10 protein-coding genes are annotated in these 14052 nt (G+C 67.2%); 2 read left to right on the forward strand and 8 right to left on the reverse strand.

Annotated features, from left to right (window positions below):
* Positions 1 to 50 precede the first annotated feature (50 nt).
* Positions 51 to 1853, reverse strand: coding sequence for an aspartate--tRNA ligase (gene aspS / locus ACLQ7E_RS18855; RefSeq protein WP_411734114.1), 1803 nt, complete (start codon positions 1851 to 1853; stop codon positions 51 to 53).
* A 207-nt stretch (positions 1854 to 2060) separates the two neighbouring features.
* Complete coding sequence (hisS, locus tag ACLQ7E_RS18860) at positions 2061 to 3398, reverse strand: histidine--tRNA ligase (RefSeq protein WP_411734115.1); 1338 nt, start codon at positions 3396 to 3398, stop codon at positions 2061 to 2063.
* Between the two features lie 263 nt (positions 3399 to 3661).
* Between hisS and ACLQ7E_RS18865 the strand changes: the two genes are divergently transcribed.
* Together ACLQ7E_RS18865 and ACLQ7E_RS18870 are read left to right on the forward strand one after the other, a co-directional pair.
* The gene (locus tag ACLQ7E_RS18865; protein WP_411734116.1) at positions 3662 to 5311 is read left to right on the forward strand and encodes a DUF349 domain-containing protein; all 1650 of its coding nucleotides are present in this window, start codon (positions 3662 to 3664) and stop codon (positions 5309 to 5311) included.
* 171 nt (positions 5312 to 5482) lie between these two features.
* A complete protein-coding gene (locus tag ACLQ7E_RS18870; protein ID WP_411734117.1) occupies positions 5483 to 6145 on the forward strand; it encodes a type IV toxin-antitoxin system AbiEi family antitoxin in 663 nt (220 codons plus the stop codon).
* 29 nt (positions 6146 to 6174) lie between these two features.
* Here ACLQ7E_RS18870 and ACLQ7E_RS18875 read toward each other — a convergent pair whose 3' ends face one another.
* The 6 genes from ACLQ7E_RS18875 to ruvA form a co-directional block, all read right to left on the reverse strand.
* On the reverse strand, positions 6175 to 8466 hold the full coding sequence (locus tag ACLQ7E_RS18875; protein ID WP_411734118.1) for a RelA/SpoT family protein: 2292 nt from the start codon (positions 8464 to 8466) through the stop codon (positions 6175 to 6177).
* 238 nt (positions 8467 to 8704) lie between these two features.
* The gene (gene secF, locus ACLQ7E_RS18880) at positions 8705 to 9688 is read right to left on the reverse strand and encodes a protein translocase subunit SecF (protein WP_411734119.1); all 984 of its coding nucleotides are present in this window, start codon (positions 9686 to 9688) and stop codon (positions 8705 to 8707) included.
* Positions 9681 to 11414 (reverse strand): protein translocase subunit SecD, encoded by a 1734-nt coding sequence (gene secD, locus ACLQ7E_RS18885; RefSeq protein WP_411734120.1) that lies wholly within the window; start codon positions 11412 to 11414, stop codon positions 9681 to 9683. Before secD ends, secF begins: the two co-directional genes overlap by 8 nt.
* Before the next feature lie 219 nt (positions 11415 to 11633).
* On the reverse strand, positions 11634 to 12089 hold the full coding sequence (gene yajC / locus ACLQ7E_RS18890) for a preprotein translocase subunit YajC (RefSeq protein ID WP_411734121.1): 456 nt from the start codon (positions 12087 to 12089) through the stop codon (positions 11634 to 11636).
* 175 nt (positions 12090 to 12264) lie between these two features.
* Entirely contained in the window at positions 12265 to 13323 is a 1059-nt protein-coding gene (gene ruvB, locus ACLQ7E_RS18895; protein ID WP_411734122.1) for a Holliday junction branch migration DNA helicase RuvB, read from the reverse strand.
* A 9-nt stretch (positions 13324 to 13332) separates the two neighbouring features.
* On the reverse strand, positions 13333 to 13950 hold the full coding sequence (ruvA, locus tag ACLQ7E_RS18900) for a Holliday junction branch migration protein RuvA (protein WP_411734123.1): 618 nt from the start codon (positions 13948 to 13950) through the stop codon (positions 13333 to 13335).
* Positions 13951 to 14052 lie beyond the last annotated feature (102 nt).

Below are 14052 nucleotides of genomic sequence, written 5' to 3' on the forward strand. Positions count from 1 at the left end.
CACCATGATGGTGGGCGCCCTCTGGATCCCCGCGCCTGGCGGGTGTGAAACTACTTCGCTTCGACCTTGGCCGGCTCGTTGGATTCGGCCTTCTTGGCCTCCGGCTTCGAATCGACGCCGGCCTCCTTGCGCTGCTGGGCCGTGATCGGCGCCGGAGCGGAGGTCAGCGGATCGAATCCGCCGCCGGTCTTCGGGAAGGCGATGACGTCGCGGATCGAGTCCGAGCCGGTGAGCAGCTGCAGCACGCGGTCCCAACCAAGGGCGATTCCTCCGTGCGGAGGTGCGCCGTACTTGAAGCCCTCGAGCAGGAAGCCGAACTTCTCCTGCGCGGCTTCCTCGTCGATGCCCATCATCTTGAACACACGCTGCTGCAGATCGGCCTGGTGGATACGGATCGAGCCGCCACCGATTTCGTTGCCGTTGCACACGATGTCGTAGGCGTAGGCCAGCGCGTTTTCCGGATCCGTGTCGAACGTGTCCATGAATTCGGGCTTCGGGGAGGTGAACGCGTGGTGCACGGCGGTCCAGGCGCCGGTTCCCACTGCCACGTCGCCCGAGGCAACCGCGGCCGCGGCAGGCTCGAACATCGGTGCGTCAACAACCCACACGAAGGCCCAGTCGCCTTCCTTGATCAAGCCGGTGCGGTGGCCGATTTCCACGCGGGCGGCGCCCAACAGGGCACGTGCCTCGTTCTTGGCGCCTGCGGCGAAGAAGATGCAGTCGCCGGGCTTGGCGCCGGTGGCCTCGGTCAGGCCGGCGCGCTCGACATCGGTCAGGTTCTTGGCGACCGGGCCGGCGAGCTCGCCGTCCTCCTTGTAGAGCACGTAGGCAAGGCCCTTGGCGCCACGCTGCTTGGCGAATTCCTGCCAGCCATCCAGGGTGCGGCGGGGCTGGGAAGCGCCTCCCGGCATGACCACGGCACCGACGTGCGGTGCCTTGAAGACGCCGAACTCGGTGTCCTTGAAGAACTCCGTCATGTCGGTCAGCTCAAGGCCGAAGCGCAGGTCCGGCTTGTCCGAACCGTACTTGGCCATGGCCTCGTGGTAGGTGATGCGGGCGATCGGGGTCGGGATCTCGACGTCGATCAGCTTCCAGATGGCCTTCACCAGGGACTCGCCGAGCTCTATGATGTCATCCTGCTCGACGAACGATGCCTCGATGTCCAGCTGGGTGAATTCCGGCTGGCGGTCCGCACGGAAGTCCTCGTCGCGGTAGCAGCGGGCGATCTGGTAGTACTTCTCGAAGCCGCCGACCTGCAGCAGCTGCTTGAACAGCTGCGGGGACTGGGGCAGGGCATACCAGGAGCCCGGGGCCAGGCGTGCCGGGACCAGGAAGTCGCGGGCGCCCTCGGGGGTTGAGCGGGTCAGCGTCGGGGTTTCGATTTCGACGAATCCGTCATCGTGCAACAGGTTGCGGGCGATGCGGTTGGCCTCGGAGCGCAAGCGGATGTTGCGGTTCGGGGTCGGGCGGCGCAAATCAAGGTAGCGGTGGCGCAGGCGCGCCTCTTCGCCGACCTCGACGTGTTCGTCGACCTGGAAGGGCAGCGGCGCGGAGGTGTTCAGCACGACGACCTTCTCGGCGATGACCTCGATCTGGCCGGTGGCCAGGGCGGGGTTCTCGTTGCCCTCGGGGCGGCGCTCGACCTTGCCGGTGATCTGCAGGACGAATTCGTTGCGCAGCGGGTGGAAGACTTCCTCCTCGCGCACCACGACCTGGGCGAAGCCCGAGGCGTCGCGCAGGTCAAGGAAGGCAACCCCGCCGTGGTCGCGGCGGCGGGCCACCCAACCGGTGAGGGTGACGGTTTCTCCGATGTGCTCGGCGTTCAAGGTGCCGAGCTGATGAGTGCGTAGCACTGCATTCCTTTCTAAAAAGGTGCGAATTTCCGCTTGTGTCCCGAAGGCTGCGTGACGCCGGTGGCGGGTGTGTGCCTTGGGTGCGGTCGGGAAGAATCTATGTGCGAGTTTACCGGCACTGCCGTGCCCGCGGCACCGGAACCCGCTTCGTTGTGCGCTGACTCACGCCTGCGGCGCAACGAAGGGTCCCGCGCCCGGGCGCACGCGTTAGGGGCGGGCGGCGGTGACCAGGTTGGACAGGTCGGCGGCCTCGGGCATCCAGAGCTGCGGATCCGCGGTGGTTTGCTCGCCGCTGCGGATGTCCTTGACCTCGTGGGTGCCCTCCTCGGTGGTGAACCAGACGAAGGGGATGCCGCGCTTGTCGGCGTACTTGATCTGCTTGCCGAACTTCTCCGCCTTGGCGGCGACCTCGCAGGCGATGCCGCGGGCGCGCAGGGCGGAGGCCACATCCTGCGCCTCGTTCCAGGCGTCGTCGTTGGCCAGGGTCACCAGCACGGCCGATGGCACGGAGCGGGCGGCGGTTGCCGATTCCTCGGCGAGCATCCGCGAGACCAGGCGGGTGACCCCGATGGACAGGCCCACGCCCGGGTAGTTCTTCTTGCCGGTGGAGGCCAGGGACTCGTAGCGGCCGCCCGAACAGATCGAGCCCAGGGACTCGTGGCCCACCAGCACCGTCTCGTAGACCGTGCCGGTGTAGTAGTCCAGGCCGCGGGCGATGGACATGTCGGCGACTACCTTGCCCGGGGCGCGGCGCACGGCTGCCTCGATGACCTGGGAGAGTTCGTCCAGGCCTTCCTCCAGCAACGGGTGCGTGACGCCCAGGGCGCGGACCTGCTCGACGAAGGAGGTGTCGGCGGTGCAGATGGAGGCCAGGGCCAGCGCGGCGGCGGCCTGCTCCTCGGTGGCGCCGAGTTCGTTCTTCAGCGCCTCGGCGACCTTTGCGGCACCGATCTTTTCCAGCTTGTCGATCGAGCGCAGCACGCCGGCGGTGTCCGTCAGTCCCAGGCCCAGGTAGAAGCCCTCGGCCAGCTTGCGGTTGTTCACGCGCAGGCGGAAGTCCCCGATGGGCAGGGCCGAGAGCGCCTCGGCGATGACCAGGGCAAGTTCCACGTCGTAGCGGAACGGCAGTTCGCCGTCCCCGACCACGTCGATGTCGGCCTGGGTGAATTCGCGGAAGCGGCCGTCCTGCGGGCGCTCGCCGCGCCACACCTTCTGCATCTGGTAGCGGCGGAACGGGAAGGGCAGGTGCCCGGCGTTCTCCACCACGTAGCGGGCGAAGGGGACGGTGAGGTCGAAGTGCAGGGCGAGCGCGTTGGGGTCGTTCTTCGCAGTTTCCTCGGCGGCCAGGCGGGAGAGCCCGTAGACCTCCTTGTCGATCTCGCCCTTGCGCAGCAGCTGTCCGACGGTTTCCACGGCGCGGGTCTCGATGTTGGCGAACCCATGCAGCTCGAAGATCCGACGCAGCGTGTCCAATACATGCTGCTCCACCGCACGCTCCTGCGGGAGCCATTCGGGGAAGCCGGATAGTGAGGCCTTGCGTGCCATGAAGTCTGTACTCCTAGTGAGGGGGAAAGCTGGGTGGTTGCCACGTCCCGCGGGCCACCGGTCCGAGGAACTCGGTCGCCGGCGGCGGGCACGTAGGGAACCAAGTCTAATGGCGTGCCACTGCGCCGAGGGCGAAACGACGCGAATGCGTCAGCGTTTTGCGGCGGCGGAGTACCGAGGGTTTGGACATGGCAGGTAAAGTGGCGGTGACAGTTGTGTCCCGGCGCATAACCGGGGCCGAACCTAGCGAAAGAGTTTCAGCGGTGACCACCAGTCAGCAATCCGACGACAATCTCCAGCCAGCAGCAGCGGCCGAGGAGCAGCAACCAGAAAGCACGGTAGAGGCAGCCCCGGCCGCCGCGCCGGAGGCACCAGTGGCGGCTCCGGAAACGGAAGCCCCGGCAGCCGAACCCGAAGCAGCAGTGGAGGCACCCGAAACGGAAGCCCCGGCAGCTCCGGAAGTTCCCGTCCAGGAAGCACCCGTAGCCGAGGAAGCACCCGCGGCCGACACGGAGGCAGCCCCGGCAGCCGAAGCCACCCCGGCAGCCCCGGCCCCGGCCGTGCCTACCCCGGCAGCCATGGTTCCGGCACCGCGCCCCTCGGGCAAGCACGCCGCGAAGGTTGCAGCACCCGTTGCCGCTCCCCCGACGTTCACCACCCCGCCGGAGGAAGCCGCCAAGTTCGGCCGCGTTTCCGAGGACGGACACGTCTTTGTCGTCATCGACGGTGCCGAGCACCCCGTGGGACAGTACCCGGATGCCACCGCCGAGGAGGCCCTGGCCTACTTCGTGCGCAAGCACGACGAGGTCGTCTCCTCACTCATGCTCCTGGAGCAGCGCGTCGTGGCCAAGGCCCCGAGCTCGGACATGAACAAGACCCTCGACCACCTCGCCGCCACCGTGGCCGAGCGCGCCATGGTCGGGGACATCCCGGCACTTGAGGCACGCATCGAGACCGCCCGCGCCGCCGTCGCCGAACTGGTTGCCGTTGAGCGCAAGGCCAACGAAGAGCTGCGTGCCACCGAGCTCGCCGCCCGCGAGGCCATTGTCGCCGAGGCCGAGGCGCTGGCCGCCACGGACCCGACAACCGTGCAGTGGAAGCAAGGCAGCAACCGCATGAACGACCTCTTCGACGCCTGGAAGACCGCGCAGAAGTCCGGCGTGCGCCTGGGCCGCTCGACCGAGGATTCCCTGTGGAAGCGTTTCCGCGGGGCACGCACCACCTTCGACCGCCACCGCCGGGCCTACTTCTCCCAGCTTGATGCGACCAACTCCGAGGCCAAGTCCGCCAAGGAAGCGTTGATCGCCCGCGCCGAGGAACTCGCACGTTCCACCGACTGGGGACCGACCGCCGGGGAATACCGCCGCCTGATGGACGAGTGGAAAGCCTCCAAGCGCGCCTCGCGCAAGGACGACGACGCCCTGTGGGCACGTTTCCGCGCCGCGCAGGACGTCTTCTTCGAGGCCCGCCAGTCCGCGAACGCCGCCATCGACGAGGAGTTCGGCGCGAACCTCATCGTCAAGGAGGCCCTGCTTCTCGAGGCCAAGGCCCTGTTGCCGATCAAGGACCTGGCAGCGACCAAGAAGTTGCTGGATTCGATCCGCGATCGTTGGGAGGCCGCGGGCAAGGTTCCGCGCGCCGACATGCAGCGCGTCGAGTCCTCGCTGCGCCAGGTCGAGGAGGCCGTCCGTTCGGCCGAGGACGAGCAGTGGCGCCGGTCCAACCCGGAGACCAAGGCACGATCGAACTCGATGCTGACCCAGCTCGAGGACGCCATCGCCGGCCTCGAGGAGGACCTGGCCAAGGCCAAGGCCAAGGGCGTCGAGTCCAAGATCAAGGCGGCCCAGGAAGCCCTGGACGCCCGTCGCCTGTGGCTCGAGACCCTGCAGAAGTCCTCCGCGGACTTCCAGTAACAGCACACACGCACTGCCCCACCGGGCGGGTACGGTTCACACGAACCGCACCCGCCCGGTGTTGTTTAACGCCCGTATCCGGTCCCGGACCGGCCATCGCCCGCGGCAGGGTTATCCACAATTTGGGCCACTCCCCTGCCGCCGGGCGCCAGGGCCTGTGAAAGTGGAGGGATGGAACGCACAAAACGCCGGAGTGATCCGGATATCGGCCACGGGCCGACGGAACCAACACCCCGGCCTCCAGCCCTGGTCCGCGGCGGCCCGCAGGTCATCCTGGTCGATGCGCCGTTCACGCTCAATGAGCTGCAGGCCCTAAGGCTGCGCGGGTCGCTGCGGGAGATGCTGCCCGGCGCCTACGTCTCCGCCGTGCACCCCGACAACTCGGCGACCCGCGCACGGGTCGCCGCCGCGGTGGCCGGGGAGCAGCTGCTAAGCGGCCGGGCCCTGTGCAAGTGCACGGCCGCGTGGATCTATGGCTGCGCGCCGATGCCGCGCGAGCTGGATATCGTCGTGCCGCGCTACCACCGTCCCTGCGCGCCGACCTCCAAGATGATCCTGCGCCTGAGCGAGGGCACGCTGGACGAGGACCAGATCTGCACGGTGGGCGGCATCGCCGTCACCTCGCCGTTGCGCACCGCGATGGACATTGCCTTCAATTCCGAGCTGCGCGAATCCCTGCCGGTCCTGGCCGCCATCAACGCCTCGGCCCGCCTGCGCTGCGGCTACCCGGAGATGCTTGCGCAGATCAGCGCCCAGGTGCGCCGACCGGGCCGGCGGCGGGCGCTCGGTGCCATCACCCGGTTGATGGGGCAGGGGCTGCCCGCGGCGGCCTGAGCCCGCCTGACGGCGGGGGAACCTTCGTGCTAGGTGCGGCGGGTCCCGCCGGAGGTGCGGTACACGTCGTACACCCCGTCGATCCGCCGCACCGAGTTCAGCACGTGGCTGAGGTACTTCGGGTCGCCCATCTCGAAGGCAAAGCGGGAGAACGCGACGCGGTCGCGCGAGGTGGAGACGCTGGCGGCCAGGATGTTCACGTGGTTCTCCGAGAGCACCCGCGTCACATCCGAAAGCAGCGACTTGCGGTCCAGCGCCTCGACCAGGATCTCCACCAGGAAGACGCTTGACTTGGTCGGGGCCCACTGCACCTCGACCAGGCGGTCGGGCTGCTGCTCGAGCTGCTTGAGGTTCACGCAGTCGGTGCGGTGCACCGACACCCCGGATCCGCGCGTGACGAACCCGCGGATGGGGTCCGGAGGCACGGGCGTGCAGCAGCGTGCCAGCTTGGCCAGCACCTCGCCGGCTCCCGGGACGATGACCCCGGCATCCGAGTCCGCGGCCCGGCTGGGCACCGCGTAGATGGGGGTTTCCTCCAGCACCTCCTCGACGCCGCCCGCCGCGCCGCCGACCAGCGCGGTGAGGTGTTCGATGACGTTCTGGGCGGAGGTGTGTCCGTCGCCGACCGCGGCGTAGAGCGCCGAGATGTCGTGGTGGCGCAGCTCCTGGGCGACGGCCGAGAGCACGTCGTGGGTCATCAGCTTCTGCAGCGGAAGGTTGTTCTTCCGCAGCGCCTTCGTCAGCTGCTCCTTGCCCTTTTCAATGGCTTCCTCGCGGCGTTCCTTGGTGAACCACTGGCGGATCTTGTTCCGCGCGCGGGCGGACTTGACGAAGCCCTGCCAGTCCTGGGACGGGCCGGCGTTCTCGGCCTTGGAGGTGAAGACCTCCACCATGTCGCCGTGGTGCAATTCGGAATTCAGTGGCACCAGCTTGCCGTTCACGCGCGCCCCGATGGTGCGGTGGCCCACGTCGGTGTGCACCGAGTACGCGAAGTCCACCGGGGTGGCGCCCACCGGAAGGGACATGATCTGGCCCTTGGGGGTGAAGACGAAGACCTCGGCGGTGTTGATCTCGTAGCGCAGCGAGTCCAGGAACTCGTTCGAGTCGCTGGTTTCCTTCTGCCAGTCCATGAGGCTGCGCAGCCAATCCATGTCCTGTTCCTCGACCGAGCGGCCGTCCTGGCCTCCGCCGTGCTTGTACTTGAAGTGCGCCGCCACGCCGTATTCGGCGCGCTGGTGCATGTCGTGGGTGCGGATCTGGATTTCCACGGGCTTGCCGCCGGGGCCGATCACGGTGGTGTGCAGCGACTGGTACAGGTTGAACTTGGGCAGCGCGATGTAGTCCTTGAAGCGCCCCGGCAACGGGGTCCAGCGCGCATGCATCAGCCCCAGCACCGCGTAGCAGTCCTTCACGGTGTCAACGAGCACCCGCACGCCCATCAGGTCGTGGATGTCGTCGAAGTCCTTGCCGCGCACGATCATCTTCTGGTAGATCGAGTAGTAGTGCTTGGGCCGCCCGCTGATGGTGGCCCGCAGCCGGGCGAGCGTGATGTCCTCGGCGATGGCGCTGCGCACCGTGGTCAGGTATTTTTCGCGTTCCGGGGTCCGTTCCCCGACCATGCGCACGATTTCCTCATACACCTTGGGGTGCAGGGCGGCGAAGGACAGGTCCTCGAGCTCCCACTTGACGGTGTTCATGCCCAGGCGGTGGGCCAAGGGGGCGAAGATCTCCAGGGTCTCGCGCGCCTTCTTGGCGCTGGATTCCGGGGAGACGTAGCGCCAGGTCCGCGCGTTGTGCAGGCGGTCGGCGAGCTTGATCAGCAGCACGCGGATGTCCTTGGACATGGCGATGACCATCTTGCGCACGGTTTCGGCCTGGGCGGCCTCCCCGAACTGCACCTTGTCCAGCTTGGTGACACCGTCGACCAGCTTGGCGATCTCCGGCCCGAACTCGCGGGTCAGCGTCTCCAGGGAGTAGTCGGTGTCCTCGACGGTGTCGTGCAGCAGCGCGGCGGCCAGGATCGCCCCGGTCATGCCCATCTCCGCCAGGATCGTGGCAACTGCCACGGGGTGGGTGATGTAGGGGTCGCCGCTCTTGCGCTTCTGGCCCTCGTGGCAGTGCTCGGCCACGGCGTAGGCTCGGGCCAGCAGGTCCAGGTCGGCCTTGGGGTTCTGCGCGCGCACCGTGCGCAGCAGCGGTTCCAGGGTCGGCGGCTGGGCACTCGGTCCGCGTCCGGCCAGGCGGACCAGCCGGGAGATCGTCCCGCGCTTGGGTGCGGGATTGGGGGCCCCTGGCATCATGACACCGTGGTTCTCGGCCATGGGGTGCCTCCTTTTCGATCGGGGTCCGTCGCCGTGGCGCTGGCTCCGCACTAAGTTCGTCGCTGTTGAAACAGGCCCCCGGACCGGGCGCCGCGCCGGGCCACCTGGACGAAGGCCACTCCAACTTCCTCTTGCTAGGTTATAGCACTTCCGCACCAATGGCAGACGGCGGGGCCCCGGAGTCATCCTCCGGGTCCCCGCCGTCAAACGCACCGCAAACCCGGTGCGGGCGCAGCGACTAGGCGTTGGCGAGTCGGTGTGCCTCGATCTTCTTGTTGTGGCGTTCGATCTCCGGCTCGCCGTCGCGCAGCAGCGAGTACAGCGGGGCCTGGACAAAGAGCGTCGAGAGCGCCGAGACGATGATGCCGATGAACAGCGCCAGCGAGAGGTCCTTCAGCGTGCCGGCACCGAGCAGGTAGGAGCCGATGAACAGGATCGAGGCCACCGGAAGCACCGCCACCACCGAGGTGTTGATGGAACGCACCAGGGTCTGGTTGATGCCCAGGTTCACCAGTTCCTCGAAGTTGCGCTTGGTCTGGCCCTCGAACCCGGCGGTGTTCTCCCGCACCTTGTCGAAGACCACCACGGTGTCATAGAGCGAGTAGCTCAGGATGGTCAGGAAGCCGATGATCGCCGAGGGGGTGACCTCGAAGCCGGAGAGCGAGTAGATCCCGGCGGTGATCACGACCACCTGGAGCAGCCCGATGATCGCGGCCAGCGACATCTTCCATGTGCGGAAGTAGGCGGCCATGAGCAACGCCACCAGCACCACGAAGACCGCCAGGCCGATCATGGCCTGCTTGGAGATGTCAGCGCCCCAGGTGGGGCCTACGAACGTTGAGGTCACCTCCGCCCTGGTGACGCCGTAGGTGCCGGCCAGCGCGTCCGCGACGTCCAGGGTCTGGTCGTCGGTCAGCTTGTCGGTCTGCACGCGCATGGTGTTCGGCGCGATGTTGGTGACCCGCGGGTGGTGGTCCGGGGCGATCGCCACGACGGCAGCCTCACCGATGGGAACCTCGGTGTGTGCCACCTTCGAGATGGTGAATTCGGATCCGCCGCGGAACTCGATGCCGAGGTTGAATCCGCCCTTGACGACGGGGACCAGGATGGCAAGGAGGACCAGGACGGCGGAGATGGCCAGCCAGAGCTTGCGCCGTCCGGTGAACGGGTAGGACCGCTTGCCGGTGTAGAGCGCGTTGCCCCATGTTGCGAGATTAGCCATTTGATGAATCCTTACCGGCGCGATCGTCCTGCTGGGTGGGCGCCGAGACACTGGTCGCGGCCTTGCGGCGTTCGGCAATGGTCTGCCGGCGCTCGGCCTCGGACGCGGCCTTGGCGTTCTTCTTGCCGCGTGCCGCCTCGGCCTCGGTGCTGAAGCTGCGGACCTTGCCCGCACCGCGGTACAGCGGCACGGCTCCCAGCAGCGACGGGTCGAGCCCGGAGAGACGGTGCCCCTCGCCGAAGAACTTGGTCTTGGCCAGGATCTGCAGGACCGGGTGGGTGAGCAGGAAGACCACGAGGATGTCGACCACCGCCGTCAGTCCGAGGGTGAAGGCGAAGCCGCGGACGTTGCCCACGGCAACGATGTACAGCACCACGGCCGCCAGGATGTTTACTGCCTTGGAGGCCAGGATGGTCCGCTTGGCGCGCTTCCAGCCGATTTCCACGGCCGAGGGCAGCGGCCGCCCGTCGCGCAATTCGTCGCGGATGCGTTCGAAGTACACGATGAAGGAGTCGGCGATCAGGCCGATGGCGACAATCAGGCCGGCAACACCTGCCAGCGAGAGCCGGTAGTTCATCGACCAGCCCAGCAACACGAGCGCCAGGTAGGTCAGCACGCCCGAGACCACCAGCGACACGATGGTCACCATGCCCAACAGGCGGTACTGGAATAGCGAGTAGACCGCCACCAGGCCCATGCCGATGAGGCCGGCGATGAGGCCGCTGCGCAGCTGGTCCGAACCGAGGGTCGCGGAGATCTGCTGCTCGGACTGGATCTCGAAGCTGATCGGCAGGGCACCGAACTTCAGCTGGTCGGCCAGGGCCTTGGAGCTCTGCTCGGTGAAGTTGCCGGTGATCTGGGCGCGCCCGTCGGGGATCACCGCATTGGCGGTCGGGGCGGAGATCACGGTGCCGTCAAGCACGATCGCGAACTGGTTCTGTGCGCCCTGCATGGTGACCAGGCGCTGGGTAACGTCGGCGAACTTCTGCGTGCCCTCGCTGTTGAACTCGATGGTCACGCCCCACTGGCCGGTGACCGCGCCCTGCTGGCCGCGGACCATGCCGAAGGAGGCATCGGCGATGTCGGCCCCGGGAACCTCGACCGGGCCCAGGATGTACTTCTGGCCCATGTCGGGGTCGCAGGAGATCATCGGCTTGGCTGGGTCGTGCGTTTCCTCGGAACCCTGGCCGAGCTCTGCCGGGCAGTCGTACGCCTCGAACTGCTGGTACAGCGCGGCGTCGATCCAGTTCAGGTCAGAGCCGTTTTCCGGCTCGGCCGACGGCTTGGGCAACTCGGCCTTGGGCAGGCGCTGGTCCTCGGGAACCGCGGTGAACGGGCCGGCCAGGATGACCGGACGGAACTCCATGTTGGCCGAGGCCTGGATCAGCTCTCGGGTGCGGGTGTCGGGAACGCCCGGCATGGAGACCACGACGTTGCGTCCGGACTGCGTGGTGATCTCGGCTTCGGAAACACCGGTGCCGTCCACGCGCTGACGGATGATTTCCACCGCCTGGTCCAGCTGCTCCTGCGTTGCAGCGTCGCCACCTGCCACTCGTGGTGCCAGGATCATTTGGGTGCCTCCCTCAAGGTCGAGGGCAAGCTTTGGGGCAAATGCTGCCTTCCCGCTCAGCACACCGGTAATGAGGATGGTTGCCGAAATAAGGAAGATCACGCCGAGCCACAGCAGGGATTTACGCGCCTGCTTGATCGGACCAGTAGATGACATCGTGAGGCTTTCTGGTTGTTCCGTCGCCCTGGCGGGGACGAAGATTCCGCGGAAAACCCGAAGCCGGCCGCAACTCCCCCTCAGGGGGTCTGGGGCTGCTCCGGGCCGCTTGGTGAAGGTCGGTCGAGGCCGGATCGCTCACCTGCGGGCCCGTGGCCCGCAGTAAACCGGCCGCCGTTCACTGCTAAAGGGTGGGGCGGTGCCCGAAGGCCCGGTCCCTTAGGCCTTGGTGCCGTTTTCCCCGTTGTTGAGGCGACGCAGGGTCTCCTCCGCGGTTTCGGTCTCCGCGGCTTCGGTGTTCTCGGCCGGCTCGGAGGTCAGCGACGAAGCGTCGTTCGGGACCTCTACGGCTGCGGCGGCGTTCTCTTCCGGGGCCACGACCTTTGCAACGACCTGGGAGTGAACCGTGACGAAGCTGCCCGGGGAAACCTCCAGGACGATCTTGTTTTCATCGGTGTCGATGCTCGAGATGGTGCCGAAGAGACCGAACTGGGTCATCACCTCGGCGCCGACGGCAAGGTTGGAGCGGATCTGCTCCTGTGCCTTGGCAGCCTTCTTGCGGCCACGCATCATCATGAAGATCAGCAGGCCGAAGGCGGCGAGCATGATCAACATGGTCGGGTCGAATGCAGCTGGTTCGCCGGCTGCGGCTTGGGCCAAAACATTTTCGGTCACGTGTGGATACCTGTTTCTAAGTCATGGTCAACGGCGCGCACAATCGCAATTGCGCAGCCGGTGGGCTTATCCATCCTATAGGGAGATTTTGGCCAAACCCCGACCACGGTGACGTTTTGGCCTGCGAATGTCCTCTGAATCCTGGGCCGTGTCGCCACAAGGGGTCGGTCGACCCCTACTCCTCGTCGTCCTCGTCCGGCACAAAACCGGCCTGACCGGCGAAGACGGCGTCGGCGGGCATGCGCAAACCCAAGTGGTTCCAGGCCTCCGCGGTGGCGATTCGGCCACGCGGGGTGCGCCCGAGCAGACCCTCCCGGACCAGGAACGGTTCGGCGACGGTCTCCACCGTCTCGGTCTCCTCGCCCACGGCAATGGCCAAGGTCGACAGGCCAACCGGTCCCCCGCCGAACTTGGTGCACAGGGCATGGAGCACGGCACGGTCCAGGCGGTCCAGTCCGCGGGCGTCTACCTCGTACATGTCAAGGGCGGCGGAGGCGGCGCGTGCGTCGATGCTTTCGAGCCTGTTCACCAGCGCCCAGTCGCGTACGCGGCGCAGCAGCCGGTTGGCGATGCGCGGGGTGCCGCGCGAACGCGACGCGATTTCGTAGAACGCCGCGGAGTTGACCTTCAGCGAGAGCATCATCGCCGAGCGGCGCAGCACCAGTTCGAGTTCCTCGACGCTGTAGAACTCCAGGTGTCCGGTGAAGCCGAACCTGTCGCGCAGCGGCCCGGGCAGCAGGCCTGCGCGGGTGGTGGCGCCGACCAGGGTGAAGGGCGGAAGTTCCAGCGGGATCGCAGTCGCACCGGCACCCTTGCCCACGATGATGTCGACCCGGAAGTCCTCCATGGCCATGTAGAGCATTTCCTCGGCGGGGCGGCTCATCCGGTGGATCTCGTCCAGGAACAGCACCTCCCCCTCGGTGAGCGAGGAGAGGATCGCCGCCAGGTCGCCGGCATGCTGGATGGCCGGGCCCGAGCTGATGCGCAGCGGCGCGTTCATCTCGGCGGCAATGATCATCGACAGCGTGGTCTTGCCCAGGCCCGGGGGGCCTGAGAGCAGGACGTGGTCGGCGGTGCGTTCACGGATCTTGGAAGCCTCGAGCACGAGGGAGAGCTGCTGGCGCACACGCGCCTGGCCGACGAAGTCGTCCAGGTTCTTCGGGCGCAGCGCGGCCTCGAGCACCCGCGCCTCGGGCTCGGACCCGGCATTGGTCAGGGCACCGGTTTCGGTCATGTGCTACTCCTAGTTTCCGGGCCGGTTCCCGCGCCCCAAGGAGCGCAGCACCGCCCGAAGGATTTCCGGCACGCTGCCGCTTGCAACGATTTGCGGGTCGTTCTTGGCCAGTGCGTCAAGGGCCTTGGCCGCGTCCTTTTCCGTCCAGCCCAAGCCGGTCAGCGCCTCGAGGACCTGCGGTTCCCAGGACGGGGCGGCGGGGCTTCCGGCCGGGACCGGGGCGCCGGTGGGGACGAGTTTTCCGTTCAGTTCAAGAACGATGCGCTCGGCTCCCTTGGGCCCGATGCCCGAGACCTTCGTGAAGGCCTTGGCGTCCTTGGTGCTCGCGGCGATGCGGACCTCTTCGGGGGTGTGCACCGAGAGGATCGCCAGGCCGGTGCGCGGGCCGATGCCCGAGACCCCGGTGAGGACCTCGAAGACCTCGCGCTCGTCCCCGCTGGCAAAGCCGAAGAGCGTCATGGAATCCTCACGAACCACCATGGAGGTGTGGACCAGCGCCTCGCGGCCCACCTGCAAGGTGGCCAGCGTCTGCGGGGTGGCTTGGATCAGCATGCCGAAGCCGCCGACCTCAATGACCGCATTGTTCAGGTTGACCTGTTGCGGCACTCCTCGCAGCGTACTGATCATGTGGGAATTCCTCCGTGGTACCGGGCCGCGCGGGGGTTCGTCGAACACGCCAGCCATGCGAATATATCTACGAACAGCTTACAGGTTCGAAGGGCGTGCACC

The sequence above is a fragment of the Paeniglutamicibacter sp. genome (genome assembly GCF_046714615.1).
Taxonomy (GTDB): domain Bacteria; phylum Actinomycetota; class Actinomycetes; order Actinomycetales; family Micrococcaceae; genus Paeniglutamicibacter.